Below are 15,122 nucleotides of genomic sequence, written 5' to 3'. Positions count from 1 at the left end.
CCGTCGGCGCGGCGCGCGGCGACCACGCGCCAGCCCGCGCCGGCGGCCAGCCCCGCCAGCTCGTCGCGCTGGCGGAAAGAGAGCAGGAAGAGAGGCCGTTCGCGCCCGGTGATCGGTGTGGCGTGCATGGGCGCGGTTTCGGTCATCGGCCCTATCCCTAACCCAAGGCTTGCTGCGAAGCCATCAACGGCTTAGCTGCTTTTTTTCATGGCGACTGCGCCCGCTCTGGTTGACCGTCACGGCCGCACGATCCGCTACCTCAGGGTATCGGTGACGGACCGGTGCGACCTGCGCTGCCGCTATTGCATGGCCGAGAAGATGACCTTCCTGCCCCGCAGTGAGCTGCTGGCGCTGGAAGAGATTGCGCTGATCGCCGAGCGGTTCATCGCGCGCGGCGTCACCAAGATCCGGCTGACCGGCGGCGAGCCGCTGGTGCGGCGCGACGCGATCGATCTGGTGCGGCGGCTGGGGCGGCACATCGGACACGGCCTAGACGAGCTGACGATGACCACCAACGGCACGCGGCTGGCGGATCATGCCGGAACGCTGGCCGATGCCGGGGTGCGGCGGATCAACGTCAGCCTCGACAGCCGCGACCCCGACACGTTTCGTCATATCACCCGTCACGGCGATGTCGCGCAGGTGCTGGACGGGATCGCCGCGGCGCAGGCCGCCGGCCTGTCAGTCAAGATCAACATGGTCGCGCTCAAGGGGCTGAACGACAGGCAGATCGCGCCGATGCTCGAATGGGCGGGCGCGAGCGGCATGGACCTGACGCTGATCGAGACGATGCCGCTGGGCGCGATCGACGAGGATCGCGCCGACCGCTTCCTGCCGCTGACGCAGGTGTTCGACGACCTGTCGCAGCGCTTCACCCTGACGCCTGACGGGCACCGCAGCGGCGGCCCGGCACGCTACTGGCGCGTCGCGGAGACGGGCGCGCGGCTCGGCCTGATCTCGCCGCTTACCGGCAATTTCTGCGAGAGCTGCAACCGCGTGCGCCTGACCACCGAGGGCAAGCTGTTCACCTGTCTTGGCCATGAGGATCAGGTCGATCTCAAGGCCGCAATCCGTGAAGGCGGCCTCGTCGCGATCGACGCCGCGATCGACCAGGCCCTCGCCAGCAAACCCGCGCGCCACGATTTCAGCGTCGAGCGCGGCGCGGCGCCCGCGGTCGGGCGCCATATGAGCGTGACCGGCGGATGAGCGGCATGCGCCGGGCGCTCGTCGCCTCCCCCACCAACCCGGCCGAGGTCGCCGCGCACGAGCTGCTCGCGGCCCATGACTGGGTGCATCCGGACGAGGCGGAGATGATCGTCGCGCTGGGCGGGGACGGCTTCATGCTTCAGACGCTGCACATGCTGCTGGAGAAGCACCGTAACCTGCCGGTGTTCGGGATGAACCTCGGCACGATCGGCTTCCTGATGAACGAGTGGCGGCCCGACGGCCTCGACGCGCGGCTGACCCGCGCCCGCCCGTTCAAGGTGACGCCGCTGGTGATGACCGCGACCACGGTGGAGGGCGAGACGCACGTCCTGCCCGCGATCAACGAAGTGTCGCTGCTGCGCGAAACGCGCCAGACGGCCAAGCTCGAAGTGACGGTGAACGACCGCGTGGTGCTGCCCGAGGTGGTGTGCGACGGCATCCTCGTCGCGACGCCGGCGGGCTCGACCGCCTACAATCTGTCCGCGCACGGGCCGATCCTGCCGCTCGGCTCGCAGATGCTCGCGCTGACCCCGATCAGCCCGTTCCGGCCGCGGCGCTGGCGCGGCGCGATCCTGCCCGAAAAGGCGCGGATCTCGCTCGAAGTGCTCGATCCCGGCAAGCGCCCGGTGAGCGCCGTCGCCGACCAGCGCGAAGTGCGCGACGTCGCGCGCGTCGAGATCGAGATCGATCCGAAGCGCGACCTGACCCTGCTGTTCGATCCCGAGCATGCGCTGGACGACCGCATCACGATGGAACAGTTCGTCGCGTAGCCGTCACCCCGGCGAAAGCTGGGGGCTCCTGCGGCGAGAGACCCCAGCTTTCGCTGGGGTGACGGATAAGTTGAAATTGTTGCCCGCGTGCGCTTGCAATGCGCGAAACCCCTTCGTATAGGCGCGCCCTCGCTGGTGTTCCCTGATAGCTCAGCGGTAGAGCATCCGACTGTTAATCGGACGGTCGTAGGTTCGAATCCTACTCAGGGAGCCAGCGAGTTTTCCTTCAGAATCGTTCCACGCTACCGCGACGCGCCGATGTGTCCGTACGGGTTACGGGTATGCGCCCGCCGCTCCGTTTCCCGAATGATCGTTCAGCCAATGGACATTTGCGTTAGACTATTCGTTACAACCACATATCGGCACGAGTCGCCGCAGATGATTAGGAGGAAACTCATGCGCATCAGCCAGTCCCGCCGTTCGCGGGTCGCGGCGCTTGCCCTCGCCCTCGCGTCGGCATCCGTGCTCGCGTCCTGCGCGACGCCCACGCCCTATCAGCCCGCCACCGGCAGCGGCTCGTACCGCACCGGCTATTGGGACGAGCAGATCGAGAGCGACCGCTTCCGCGTCACCTTCGCGGGCAACAGCCTCACCTCGCGCGAGACGGTCGAGCGTTATCTGCTCTATCGCGCCGCGCAGCTCACCGTCGAGCGCGGCTACGACTATTTCACCCTCGCCGACCGCGATACCGAGAAGAAGACGCGGACCTATATCGACCGGCCGTTCCATTCAGGCCCGTGGGGCTATTGGGGGCCGTCGTGGCGCTATTACAGCCCGCGCTGGGGCTGGCGCGGCTGGAGCCCCTTCTATGGCGACCCCTTCTGGGATCGTGACATCGACGTGCGCACGGTCGATCGCTACGAGGCGAGCGCCGAGATCGTCGTCGGCCGCGGACGCAAGCCTGACAATGTCCGCGCGTTCAGTGCGCGCGAGGTGCTCGAGAATCTCGGCCCGTCGATCAGCCAGCCGCCCCGGCCGCGCTGAGGCGGCTGAACGGCAAGAAAAAGGGCCGTCCGGGAGACCGGGCGGCCCTTTTTGTATTTCGCCACCTCACCCCTTCCCACTTCCGTCATGCTGAACTTGTTTCAGTATCCATCGTGCAACCAGCGGCTTAGTCGCCTGTGGAGAAATGGACCCTGAAACAAGTTCAGGGTGACGGTATATGAAGGGGAAATGGCGTGGCCTACAACGCCCCGTGGCAGTGCTTGTACTTGTTGCCCGAGCCGCACGGGCACGGCGCGTTGCGGCTGACGCGGCCCACCCATTGCGCCGGGTCGTCGCCCAGCGCGCCAGCGTCCGGGCGCGGGATGTGGAGGGCGGGCAGCTCGTTCGAGATGAGGCCCGCGGCACCCGCATCCCAGTCCGCGCTGTTGTCGATGCCGGTCAGCGGATCGATGTGCGACGTGAGAAAATCGGGCAGCTCGGGCAGCTCGGGCGGCGGCTGGAACTGGAACTCGGCCCAGGCGAGGGTGCGCGTCACGTCCTCGCGGATGTTGCCGAGCATGCGCTCGAACATCGCGAAGGCCTCTTGCTTGTACTCGTTGATCGGCGTCTTCTGGGCGTAGGCGCGCAGGTGGACCACCTGACGCAGCGCGTCGAGCATGCCCAGATGCTCTTTCCAGTGATGGTCGAGATTCTGGAGCAGGATCGACTTCTCGATCTGCATCCAGGTCTCCGGATCGAGATCGTCGGACTTGGCCTTGACGCGCGCGTCGGCCTGCTCGCGGATGCGGTTCTCGACGTCCTCGGGCTCGATGCCGTCCTGCTCGGCGATCCACTGCTCGACCGGCGCCTCGACGCCAAGCGTCTTCTGGACATTCTCCTTCAGGCCCTCGACATCCCACTGCTCGGGATAGGTTTCTGGCGGGCAGAAGCGGCCGACCAGGTCGTTGACCGTCTCGGCGCGCATGTCCTCGACCACGTCGCCGACCGTCTCGGCATCCATGATGTCGCTGCGCTGCTCGTACACCACCTTGCGCTGGTCGTTCATCACGTCGTCATATTCGACGACCTGCTTGCGGATGTCGTAGTTGCGCGCCTCGACCTTCTTCTGCGCGGTCTCGATCGCCTTGGTCAGCCACTTGCTACCGATCGCCTCGCCATCGGCGATGTTGTTGCGCATCATCTTGGCGAACAGCGTGTCCGGGCCGAAGATGCGCAGCAGATCGTCGTCGAGGCTGAGGTAGAAGCGGCTCAGGCCCGGGTCGCCCTGGCGGCCCGAACGGCCGCGCAGCTGGTTGTCGATGCGGCGGCTCTCATGGCGTTCGGTGCCGAGCACGAACAGGCCACCCGCTTCGAGCACCTGAGCCTTTTCAGCTGCGACCTCGGCCTTGATCTGCGCGATCGCCGCCTCGCGCTCCGGCCCTTCGGGCATGTCGCGAAGCTCGTCCTCGACACGGAACTCGACATTGCCGCCAAGTTGGATGTCGGTGCCGCGGCCGGCCATGTTGGTGGCGATCGTCACCGCACCGAGCCGACCCGCCTGCGCCACGATATGCGCTTCGTTCTCGTGATGGCGGGCATTGAGCACCGAATGGTCGACGCCTTCCTTCTGGAGATATTCGGAGAGTAGTTCGGACTTCTCGATCGAGACGGTGCCGACCAGCACCGGCTGGCCCTTCGCCGCATGCTCCTTGATCGAGCGCGCGATGGCGATGAACTTGTCCTGCTGGGTCTTGTAGAACTCGTCGTCCTGGTCGATCCGCTGCACCGGCACGTTGGTGGGGATGGTCACCACGTTCATCTTGTAGATGTCGAAGAATTCGGGCGCCTCGGTCGCGGCGGTGCCGGTCATGCCCGCGAGCTTGGGATACATGCGAAAATAATTCTGGAAGGTGATCGAGGCGAGCGTCTGGTTCTCGGGCTCGATGTTGACGCCTTCCTTGGCCTCGACCGCCTGGTGCAGGCCGTCCGACCAGCGCCGGCCGTCCATCATGCGGCCGGTGAACTCGTCGATGATGACGACCTTCCCGTCCTTGACGATATAGTCGATGTCGCGCTTGCGCATGACGTTCGCCTGCAGCGCCTGGTTGAGGTGGTGCACCACCTGCGTGTTCTCGAAGTCGTAGAGATTGGCGCCCTGGAGCAGCCCGGCCGCCTCGAGCATGCGCTCGGCGGTCTCGATCCCTTCCTCGGTCAGAACGACGCTCTTCTGCTTCTCGTCCTTCTCGTACAGGCTCTCGTCGAGCTGCTTCACGATCGCGTCGACGCCGATATAGAGCTCGCTCTTGTCGTCGGTCGGACCCGAGATGATCAGCGGCGTGCGCGCCTCGTCGATCAGCACCGAGTCGACCTCGTCGACGATCGCCATGTTGAACGGGCGCTGCACCATCGACGCGCGCTCATACTTCATGTTGTCGCGCAGGTAATCGAAGCCGAATTCGTTGTTGGTGCCGTAGGTGATGTCGGCGGCATAGGCCTCGCGCCGCTGGTGATCGGCGAGGTTGGGGACGATCACGCCGACGGTGAGGCCGAGGAACTTGTAGATCTGCCCCATCCACTCGGCGTCGCGGCGGGCGAGATAGTCGTTGACGGTGATGACGTGGACGCCCTTTTCGGGCAGCGCGTTGAGATAGGTGGCGAGCGTCGCCACCAGCGTCTTGCCCTCACCCGTGCGCATCTCGGCGATCTCGCCGCGATGGAGGACGATGCCGCCGATCATCTGCACGTCGAAGTGACGCATGCCGAGCACGCGGCGCGATGCCTCACGCACCGTGGCGAAGGCTTCGGGAAGGATCGCGTCGAGCTTCTCATTATTGGCGAGCCGCTCGCGGAACTTCACCGTCTGCGCGGCGAGCTCCTCATCGGAGAGCGCCTGCAACGCGGGCTCGAAGGCGCTGATCTTCTGGACGATGGCCCCGAGGCCTTTGACGTAACGGTCGTTGGACGAGCCGAACAGGGATTTGGCCAAACCGCCGAGCATGATGGATTCCAGTCTGATGTAATTGCGGGATGCGCGCCCGCATCGCGGACGCAACTATTCTGTATGGGAAGTACCGCCCGGAGGCGGCGGCGCGGCTATTCCAGCCGGCGCTCGCTCGTCAGGCGCACGGGGCGAAGCGCCGGCGCGTCATGGATCGCGAAGGAAGCCGCGGCGGGAACCTGCGGCGTTGCGGCGGGAATGGCGTTGCGTGCCGTGGCGACGGCGGCAACCGCCACCGCCGCGACGTCGGCGGCGCGGGCGATCGCCGTCTCGCTCTGCCGCTGCGCGACGCGCAGGTCGCGGTCGCCGGCGAAGGCACCGGTCAGACCCGCCAGCAGCGCGGAAAGGAACAGCAGCACTTGCACGATTCTGGCCTGTAGCATCCCCATGTTGCCCGCCGCTGAACGGCGAGCCGTTGCGGACATAGGGTGGGACTCGCCGTCCTCCAACCCCAAAAACGGCAGCAATCAATCGGCGAGCACCCAGCGGACAGGAAGAATCACTGATGCCTTCACCGCCTGCCCCGACACGCGCATTGGCGAATAGCGCGCCTGCGCGGCCACCTGAAACGCGGCGGCATCAAGGTCCGCGGCACCCGCGCTTTGATGAACGGCGCACTCGGTCAGCATGCCTTCCTGGGTCAGGATGCAACGCAGCCGCGTGACGCCCTGACGCCCCGCCTCGCGGGCGGCGGCGGGATAGAAACCGCTCGGATCGGGCATTAGCACAGGATATGGCCGCTCGACCTGCTCCGGTGTTTCGGAAGACGCTGGCGGGGCCGGCGGGCGTACCGGAGGCGGGGCCGGAAACGGCGCCGGCCGAAGCGGCCCCGATGACGAGGATTGCACCGCCAGCAGAAGCTGGATGAGAACATTCGACAGCATCGATCCATCCCCCCGGTCAGCCGCGCATGCGCGTCACTTCGCACCCTACGCGCGCATCGGGGTAAACGTCGAGCTTCATCGATCGCACCTTGACCGCGCGTACCCGCGGATCGGCGGCGAGCGCGAGCCGGGCAACTTCCTCGCACAGCGTTTCCTGCAGCTCGATGTGCCGCGCCTCGCCCAGCGCGCGGATGCCCTCGCGCAGATAATCGTAATCGACCACCGCCTCGATCCGGTCCTCGGGCACCGCGTCATAGGCGCAGGTCAGCCATACGCTCACCGCCACGCGCTGCGGCGCGACGCGCTCATGGTCGTGGATGCCGAGGCCGATCACGACCTCCAGCCCCTCGAGCAGGATCGTATAGTCAACCATGCGGGTGCCCAGCGGGTCTGGCCCGCCCCTCGAACATCACGTCCCCCTCGCGCCGCACGAAGCGCTGGCCGCAATCGACGAAGACGTTCTGGCCGGTGATGCTGCGCGCGGTGAGCAGATGCTCGACCGCGCGCGCGATGTCGGCGAGATCGACCGGCCGAGCGAGCAGATTGCGCGACGCCACATCGGCGAACTCGGCTTCGCCCTGATCCAGGCTCGGCAAGCTCAGCCCCGGCGATACCGCATTGACCCGGATGCGCGGCGCCAGCGCCATCGCCAGCAACCGCGTCGCCTCGGCCAGCGCCGCCTTGCTCAGCGTGTAGGTGAGGAAATCGGGGTTGGGATTGGCGAGCTTCTGGTCGAGCAGGTTGACGATCGCCCCTTCGGCAAGGCTGGTCTGCGCGGCAAATGCCGAGGCGAGCAGCAGCGGCGCGCCGAGGTTGACGTGCATGTGGCGATCGATCGCGGCATAGTCCGCCAGCGGCAGCGCATCCCAAGCGAACAGCGAGGCGTTGTTGACCAGCCCCTCCACCGGGCCGCCCAGCGCTTCGGCCGCGGCCTGCACCAGCCCGCGGGTTTCCGCAGCATGGGCGAGATCGGCGGTGACCAGAGCGACGCCCAGCTCAGCCGCCAGCGCCGCGGCCTCGTGGTGTGAATCATGGTGATGCACCGCAACCGCATGGCCGGCGGCCACCAGGTACCGCACGATCGTCGCGCCGATCCGCCGTGCGCCGCCGGTTACGAGGACGCGCATCAATAGCCCATCAGCGCCAGCACTTCCTTGCGGCTGCGCTCGTCCTCGCGGAAAACGCCCATCATACGGCTGGTGACCATGCCGACGCCGGGTGTGCGCACGCCGCGCGCGGTCATGCAGGCGTGGCTCGCCTCAATCACCACCGCCACGCCGCGCGGGTGAAGGTGATTCCAGATGCAGTCCGCAACCTCGGCGGTCAGTCGCTCCTGCACCTGCAACCGCCGCGCATAGGCGTGGAGCACGCGCGCCAGCTTGGAGATGCCGACCACATGGTCCTGCGGCAGATAGGCGATCGAGGCGCGGCCGATGATCGGCGCCATGTGATGCTCGCAATGCGACTGGAACGGGATGTCCTTGAGCAGCACGATCTCGTCATAGCCGCCCACCTCCTCGAAGATGCGGCTGAGGTGGTGCGCGGGATCCTCGCCATAGCCCTGGCAATATTCCTTCCACGCACGCGCAACGCGCTTGGGCGTGTCGAGCAGCCCTTCCCGAGTCGGATCGTCGCCTGCCCAGCGCAGGATCGTGCGAACCGCGTCCGCAACTTCGTCCGGGACCTCGATCTTGGGCGGCGAGGCGACGATATCGCCGTCCTCGGGCTCATCGTGATCGTGACAGCTCATTGTCCTGCAAATCCTGTGTTTTCGTGCGTGACGCTACGGCAAGCACACTTGGCTGTGTTGCGCTTCGGCAACAACCCTTGCTGAACCGGAATAGCAAGCATTTCCGCGGGATTCCTAGCGTGATTTGACGTTGACGTAAGGATTCGGGGAACGGTAGCTTCGCCGCAATCCACAAATGGCGACCTGCCGCAGATGCGGGCGCCGACCAGAGAGGAGGCCTTTCATGCGGAAGTTCCAACTGCTCACCGCGTCTGCCATCGCATTGATGGCCACGACTCCCGCCTTTGCCCAGGATGCCGCGCAGCCGGCAGAGCAAGCGCCGGTCGAGGATGCCGGCGAAGTCGTCGTCACGGCCACTGGCCGTGCCCAGCTGGCACAGGATGTGCCGATCGCGGTCAGCGTCGTCGGCGCCGAAGCGATCGAGAATGCCGGGGTCAGCGACATTCGCGGGCTGCGCCAGGTGACGCCCAGCCTTCAGGTGACGACGGGCCAGTCGGCCGCGACGGGCGTGGTGCTGCGTATCCGCGGCATCGGCACCGCGGGCGACAACCCCGGCTTCGAGCCCGCGGTCGGGGTGTTCATCGACGGCGTGTTCCGCGCCCGCGCGGGCGTCGCGCTGTCCGACCTGCCCCCGATCGACCGGGTCGAGGTGCTGCGCGGCCCGCAGGGCACGCTGTTCGGCCGCAACACCTCGGCCGGCGCGCTCAGCATCACCACCCAAGGGCCCTCGTTCGACCTCGGCGGCTATGTCGAGGCAGCCTATGGCAATTATGACGAGATCGAGGTCAAGGCCGGCCTGACCGGCGGCGTGACCGAGCAGCTCGCGTTGCGCGTGGACGGCGGCTATCACAAGCGCGACGGCTATATCATCGATCCCAACACCGGTCGCGACTTCAACAATATCGACCGCTATTTCGTCCGCGGCCAGGCCAAGTTCGAGACGACCGACATCACCTTCCGCCTGATCGGCGACTATGCCGAGACCGACGAGGCGTGCTGCGGCGCGATCAACACCGGATCGGGCTTCGTCCTGCCGGTTCTCAATCCGGACGGCACGCGCAACATCAACAACACGCTCGGCCTGATCACCAGCAGCCTGATCGAGGCGCTGTCCGCCAATCCGCTCGCCGGCGGCGCGGTGGGCCGCGACGGCATCGTCCGCCCGTTCGATCGCGAAGGGCGGCGGATGGCGACCTCGCCCAACCGCGACCTCACCGAAAAGGTCAAGGAATGGGGCGTCTCAGGCCAGCTCGACTGGAATCTGGGTGACGTCACCCTCACTTCGATCACCGCCTATCGCGACTGGAAGGCGACGCGCAGCCAGGACATCGACTTCTCGGGCCTCGATCGCGCCTATCGCGACGGGTACAAGACCGGCATCCAGGACTTCACGCAGGAAATCCGCCTCAAGGGCAGCGCGTTCGACGGCAAGCTCGACTGGCTGGTCGGCGGCTTCTACCTCAACGAGAAGCTGACGCTGACCGACGTGGTCCGCTTCGGCACCCAGACCGACCAGTTCGTCGACGGCCTCGTCAACCAACTCTCCCGCAGCGCAGCACTTCCCACCGGCGGACAGTTGTTCGGCACTCTTGGCGCCGGCGTGCCGCTGATGGGGCAGGTTGCATTTGCCACCGCTTCGCCAGCAGTTCAGGCGGCCATTCTCGCTTCCCCCGCGATACAGGCGACCTTCTTCCAGCCGATCCCGCGCACGCCGAACGGCGCCGGCCAGCAGGCCGACAATTATCAGGTCGACACGCAGGCATTCGCCATCTTCACGCACAACATCATTAACATCACCGACAATGTCTCGCTGACGCTGGGTCTGCGCTGGAACCACGAGACCAAGGACATTTCCGCCAACCTCAACGCATCGGTTCCGGCCTGCTCCTTCTGGCTCAACCCGAATGCGGGGCTGTTCCGCCAGGAGCTCAACCGGCTCGGGCTGTACAGCCTCGCGCACCTCTACACCTGCAACCCGACGATCAACTCGGAGTTCAACGGCAACTATAACGGGGACCGCAGCGAGAGCGAATTCACCGGCACCGCGAAGCTGGCGTTCAAGCTCTCCGACAATGTCCTGCTTTATGGCGGCTATGACCGCGGCTACAAATCGGGCGGCTACAACCTCGACCGCGGTTCGTTCGACTCCGTCCTGCTGGGCGGCAACGGCGCGCAGATCAGCGATCTGGAGTTCGGCAACGAGACGGTCGATGCCTTTGAGGTTGGCTTCAAGACCAATCCGATCCGCGGCTTCCAGTTCAACGTCGCGGGCTTCTACCAGGAGTTCAAGGGCTACCAGAACAACGCGTTCGAGGGCACGCGCTTCGTCACCCGCAACTTCGCCAAGGTGATCTCGAAGGGCATCGAGGTTGAATCGGTCATCCGGCCGGCCTCGAACCTGACCGTGGCGCTCAACTACACGCTGCTCGACACCGAGGTGAAGGATCCGCTGGCAGGCGCGGACAACGGCCAGCCGCTGACCAACTCGCCGCGCAACGTCATCACCGGCGCGATCACCTGGACGCCGCAGATCAGCGAGAATGTCGGCGCGCTGTTCCATGTCGACTGGCGCACCAACAGCGATGCGCACACGATCAACAATCCGGTCGCGATCCCCTTCACCACCAATGACGGGTACAGCATCGTCAATGCGCGCGTCGGCCTGAACTTCGGTGAGAACAGCCAGTTCGGGATCGAGGCCTATGTCGAGAACCTGTTCGACACCTATTACAGCATCACCGCCTTCCCGATCCCGGAGCAGGGCAGCAGCTTCGCGGTCTATCCCGCGCCGCCGCGCTTCTACGGGGTGAAGGCGCGCGTGAAGTTCTAGAGGTCAAACGCGATCAGCCGGGCCATTCCGGCGGCAGGGGGGCGCGTCCGGGCAACTCGGGCGCGCCCTTCCCGTCTATGCCTTCACAAGGAGAATCGGTCCGATGGCGATCCCCCGACAAGCCGCCTGCGGCGGGCAAACCGGGCAGAGGGGCTGCCAGAGGGCAAGTTCTCCACAAACAAACGCCCGATATGGTCTTGAAAGGCCATCAAGTACGTGCATCGCGTGAAGAACCACAGTACATCGTCTCCAGCGACAACGGTGGGAACGCAGCCCACAAACCGTCGGCGCTGGATCATATCTGAGCCGGGGGCTTGTCACCGGCTCGCAGAGGAGAAGAAAATATGGCGGAAAAGAAGGCATCCGGCGGGGCCCGTGGCGGCATCGCGAAGCCCGTCACCCCCTCGGCCGACCTCGCCGCGATCGTCGGCGCCGGTCCGCTGCCGCGCAGCGAGATCGTCAGCAAGATGTGGGATCACATCAAGAAGAACAATCTCCAGAACCCTGCCAACAAGCGCGAGATCCTGGCCGACGACAAGCTGAAGAAGGTCTTCGGCGGCGACAAGGCGACGATGTTCGAGCTGAACAAGCACATCGCCAAGCACGTCAGCTAATCCACGGCCGGCATTTCTGCCGGCTCAGGACAGCGGAAAGCCCCCGAGGTTCGCCTCGGGGGCTTTTTCTTTGGGGCTTGCGAGTAGCTCCAATCCTCCCCCGCCAGGGGAGGTGGCGCCGAAGGCGACGGAGGGGGAGGACTCCCCAAGGATCGTTCTGGCATCCGCCCCCTCCGTCAGGCTGCGCCGACACCTCCCCCTGGCGGGGGAGGGTCTTCCTCAACTCACCAGTTGAAGCGCAGCGATCCGATCACGGTGCGTCCCGCGCCGAAATAGCAGCTGTTGTTGAACGGGCAGGCGCTGATGTGGCGCGTGTCGAACACGTTCGCGGCGTTGACCGCGAGGCTGAAGCCAGTGAGCGCGCCGCTCGCCTTGCCCAGATCATAGCCGATCACCGCATCGACCAGCGTGAATGAGTCCGTGGTGAAGCGCTGGAAGGTGGTGACGTTGTTGACCACGGCATATTGGGTGGTACCGTCCGATCCGCCGACATAGCGCACGCCGCCGCCCAGCTTCAGCCCGCCGAGCGGTCCGGTGACCGCGGCGTTGCGGCCGAAATCATAAGACACGAAGCTCGAAGCGAGCCATTCGGGCGTGCCGAGCTGGCGCGTGCCGGTGGTGGTCGGCGTGCCGCTGTTGGTCGCCGTCGGCGCCACCGCGGGCACGCCCTGGGTAATGATCGCATCGGTGTAGCTGCCCGCCAGGATCAGATCGAGGCCGGGGGCGACCTCGCCGCGTGCTTCCAGCTCGGCGCCGCGCACGCGCACCTCGCCGATCTGGATCTGCGCGTTGGCGGGAATGCCGCCGGTGCCCGCGGCAGGATCGCCCACCGGCACCTTCTGGCGCCGCAGGTCATAGAGTGACGCGGTGAAGATCGCGCTGGTGCCGCGCGGCTGGAACTTGAGGCCCGCCTCATATTGGCGGCCTGTCACCGGCTCGAACGGCACGCCCTGCCAGGTCGTGCCCGCCTGCGGCTCGAACGATTCCGAATAGCTCACATAGGGCGAGAGGCCGAACTCGAACTCGTAGAGCGCGCCCAACCGCGCGGTGAAGGCGCTCTGCGACAGGAAGGTCGCGGCACCGCCGGCGCCTGCTGCGACCTTCTTGTTGCGCGTGGCCTGATCGTACCAGTCGAAGCGGCCGCTCGCGATCAGCTGGAGCCGGCCGATCGCGATCTGGTCCTGCAGGTACAGGCCGACCTGGGTCCGCTTGCCATAGGTGTTGACGTAGGCCGGCGACAGGACGGTCAGGTCGAAGCTCGGCAGCATCCCGCCATAGACCGGGTTGAACAGGCTGAGATTGGGGATGCTGGTCAGCGGATTGGCGGAGACGCCGGTGTTGAACTGCTGGAAATTCTCGCCCGTGATGCTCTGGTAGTCGATCCCGGCGAGCACGCTGTGACGCAGCGGTCCGGTCGCGAACTTCGCCGCGAAATGGTTGTCGAGCGTCAGCGTGTCGAAATCCTCGTCAGCGCCGCCGCCGCCACGAATGATGGTCGAGAAATCGCTGTTGCGGTTCGCGCCGGTGCCCGTGGTCGCGAAGCCTGCGACATAGAGCTGGCGGTAGCTCAGCGCGTTGTTCTGGAAGCGGAAGTTCGAGCGGAAGCTCAAACTGTCGTTGAATTCGTGGCGGAAGAAGGCGGCGATCGCCTTCTGCTTGTGGTCGTAGCGCTCATAGCCGGGATCGCCGGTGTTGAGGTCGCGGCGCAGTTCGCCGAACGGGTTGGGCAGCACCGATCCATAGGCCGGGACGCCCGAATAGCCGCCGCCCGAGGGCGAGCGCTGGTATGCGGCAAGCAATGTCAGGCTGGTCTGCTGCGTCGGCGCGAAGGTGACCATCGGGCTGACATGGTAGCGTTCGCTGAACGTGCCTTCGGTCAACCCGTCGCCCCTCTGCCAGCCGCCGACGACGCGGAACAGCAGGCGGCCGTCGCTGTCGAGCGGCTGGTTGATGTCCGCCACCGCGCGCAGCGTATCGTAATTGCCGGCCTGCAGCTCGACCCGGCCGAACGCTGTCGCCTCGGGCAGCTTGCTGACGAGGTTGACGAGGCCGCCGGGCGTCGAGTTGCCGTAGAGGACCGAGGCCGGGCCCTTGACGATGTCGATCCGCTCGATGCGGTTGAAGTCGATCTGCGGCATCGAGTACGGCCCGGCGAGCAGCCGCATGCCGTCCTGATAGACGCCCGGCGCGAAGCCGCGCAGGATGAGCTGGTCGTAGCGCGTGACCATGCCCCCGCGCTGATTGGGCGAGGCCCCAGCGACATAGCCCAGCGCCTGGTTGATCGACTGGGCGTTGCGCAGCGTCAGCTCTTCGCCGTCGATCACAGTGATGCTCTGCGGCGTCTCCATCAGCGGGGTGTCGGTCTTGGTGCCCGACCCGGTCCCCTTGGTGTTGACGCCGGTGATGACTACAGTGTCGCCACGGTTCTCGTCCGCCTCTTCGCCCTCATTCGCTGCGGCGAATGCAGGCATCGCCAACACAGAGGCGATCAAGGCAAGCCGGGAAAGGCCATTGAGCGAATTTCCGGAACGACGGACGACCTGCATCTTGCACCCCTGCTAATGATAACGATTTGCAGGGAGCGGTTAGAGGCATGGGTCGTATGTTGCAAGCGCGAAGGACGCGCTGCGGCCTGAAGAGACCGCGACTCCGGCGCGATCGTGCGTGCCGGAGCCGTGGCACGGCGATCAGACCGGGTCGGGCTGGCTGACGCGCACGATCGCCAGGTTGCGCTCGCGTCCGTCGCGGTCGGGCCACAGGATCTGCTGCCCCTCACGCAGCCCGATCAGCCCCGCACCGATCGGGGTGAGGATCGAAATGCGGCCCGCGGCGATATCCGCGTCCTGCGGCCAGGCAAGTGTCACGGTACGGGTGACGCCGCTCGCCTCGTCGCGAAACTCGACCTTGCTTCCCATCGTCACCACGTCCGCGGGCATCGCCGCGGCACGGTGGATCCTGGCGCGCGTGGTCTCGCGCAACAGCAGATCGCTGACCTGCGGCATCGCGGTCTCGATATTCAGGGCCAGCTCCGAAAGCCGCTCGGCCTCGGTGTCGATCATGTGGATTTGCGGCCGTGCCCGGGCCGCGCGCGTCGCGCTCATTGTCATTTTCTCCTGAAGACGGAACGCGCGCGTCCGGATGGTCGC

14 protein-coding genes and 1 tRNA gene are annotated in these 15,122 nt (G+C 66.0%); 7 read left to right on the top strand and 8 right to left on the bottom strand.

The annotated features are described in order from the left end of the window. Nucleotides 1–207: 207 nt before the first annotated feature. From moaA to VGD28_RS12695, 4 genes are all read left to right on the top strand, one after another. Nucleotides 208–1,206, top strand: a complete 999-nt coding sequence (moaA, locus tag VGD28_RS12710; protein ID WP_331028714.1) for a GTP 3',8-cyclase MoaA — start codon at nt 208–210, stop codon at nt 1,204–1,206. A gap of 5 nt (nt 1,207–1,211) precedes the next feature. Then, nucleotides 1,212–1,976 (top strand): NAD kinase, encoded by a 765-nt coding sequence (locus VGD28_RS12705; RefSeq protein WP_414714498.1) that lies wholly within the window; start codon nt 1,212–1,214, stop codon nt 1,974–1,976. A 139-nt stretch (nt 1,977–2,115) separates the two neighbouring features. Further along, a tRNA-Asn gene (locus VGD28_RS12700) sits at nt 2,116–2,190 on the top strand. Nucleotides 2,191–2,372: 182 nt separating this feature from the next. Continuing rightward, nucleotides 2,373–2,960, top strand: coding sequence for a CC0125/CC1285 family lipoprotein (locus VGD28_RS12695; RefSeq protein ID WP_331028712.1), 588 nt, complete (start codon nt 2,373–2,375; stop codon nt 2,958–2,960). A gap of 199 nt (nt 2,961–3,159) precedes the next feature. On the opposite strand, the gene secA is transcribed toward VGD28_RS12695, so the two are convergent. The 6 genes from secA to folE form a co-directional block, all read right to left on the bottom strand. Further along, on the bottom strand, nt 3,160–5,898 hold the full coding sequence (gene secA, locus VGD28_RS12690; protein ID WP_331028711.1) for a preprotein translocase subunit SecA: 2,739 nt from the start codon (nt 5,896–5,898) through the stop codon (nt 3,160–3,162). 95 nt (nt 5,899–5,993) lie between these two features. Then, a complete protein-coding gene (locus VGD28_RS12685) occupies nt 5,994–6,281 on the bottom strand; it encodes a hypothetical protein (protein ID WP_331028710.1) in 288 nt (95 codons plus the stop codon). Nucleotides 6,282–6,365: 84 nt separating this feature from the next. Beyond that, the gene (locus tag VGD28_RS12680; RefSeq protein ID WP_331028709.1) at nt 6,366–6,620 is read right to left on the bottom strand and encodes a TonB family protein; all 255 of its coding nucleotides are present in this window, start codon (nt 6,618–6,620) and stop codon (nt 6,366–6,368) included. A gap of 178 nt (nt 6,621–6,798) precedes the next feature. Then, nucleotides 6,799–7,155: a dihydroneopterin aldolase gene (locus VGD28_RS12675; protein WP_331028708.1), complete on the bottom strand. Its 357-nt coding sequence runs from the start codon at nt 7,153–7,155 to the stop codon at nt 6,799–6,801. Beyond that, nucleotides 7,148–7,909 (bottom strand): SDR family oxidoreductase, encoded by a 762-nt coding sequence (locus tag VGD28_RS12670; RefSeq protein ID WP_331028707.1) that lies wholly within the window; start codon nt 7,907–7,909, stop codon nt 7,148–7,150. Before VGD28_RS12670 ends, VGD28_RS12675 begins: the two co-directional genes overlap by 8 nt. Further along, nucleotides 7,909–8,532, bottom strand: a complete 624-nt coding sequence (folE, locus tag VGD28_RS12665; protein WP_331028706.1) for a GTP cyclohydrolase I FolE — start codon at nt 8,530–8,532, stop codon at nt 7,909–7,911. Before folE ends, VGD28_RS12670 begins: the two co-directional genes overlap by 1 nt. Nucleotides 8,533–8,755: 223 nt before the next feature. Between folE and VGD28_RS12660 the strand changes: the two genes are divergently transcribed. The 3 genes from VGD28_RS12660 to VGD28_RS12650 all read left to right on the top strand — a co-directional run bounded on the left by VGD28_RS12660 (nt 8,756) and on the right by VGD28_RS12650 (nt 11,976). Further along, on the top strand, nt 8,756–11,362 hold the full coding sequence (locus VGD28_RS12660) for a TonB-dependent receptor (RefSeq protein ID WP_331028705.1): 2,607 nt from the start codon (nt 8,756–8,758) through the stop codon (nt 11,360–11,362). 77 nt (nt 11,363–11,439) lie between these two features. Then, a complete protein-coding gene (locus VGD28_RS12655) occupies nt 11,440–11,667 on the top strand; it encodes a DUF2945 domain-containing protein (protein ID WP_331028704.1) in 228 nt (75 codons plus the stop codon). Nucleotides 11,668–11,706: 39 nt separating this feature from the next. Further along, the gene (locus tag VGD28_RS12650; RefSeq protein ID WP_066574787.1) at nt 11,707–11,976 is read left to right on the top strand and encodes an SWIB/MDM2 domain-containing protein; all 270 of its coding nucleotides are present in this window, start codon (nt 11,707–11,709) and stop codon (nt 11,974–11,976) included. A 224-nt stretch (nt 11,977–12,200) separates the two neighbouring features. Here VGD28_RS12650 and VGD28_RS12645 read toward each other — a convergent pair whose 3' ends face one another. Both VGD28_RS12645 and rnk read right to left on the bottom strand, forming a co-directional pair. Continuing rightward, nucleotides 12,201–14,447 carry a TonB-dependent siderophore receptor gene (locus VGD28_RS12645; protein WP_331028703.1) on the bottom strand — a complete coding sequence of 749 codons (2,247 nt, stop codon included), beginning with the start codon at nt 14,445–14,447 and terminating at the stop codon, nt 12,201–12,203. A gap of 216 nt (nt 14,448–14,663) precedes the next feature. Further along, complete coding sequence (rnk, locus tag VGD28_RS12640) at nt 14,664–15,077, bottom strand: nucleoside diphosphate kinase regulator (RefSeq protein WP_331028702.1); 414 nt, start codon at nt 15,075–15,077, stop codon at nt 14,664–14,666. Nucleotides 15,078–15,122 lie beyond the last annotated feature (45 nt).

Origin of the sequence: Sphingomonas sp., assembly GCF_036402235.1 — a bacterium.
Lineage (GTDB): Bacteria > Pseudomonadota > Alphaproteobacteria > Sphingomonadales > Sphingomonadaceae > Sphingomonas.
This window is presented reverse-complemented; position numbering and strand designations above follow the sequence as displayed.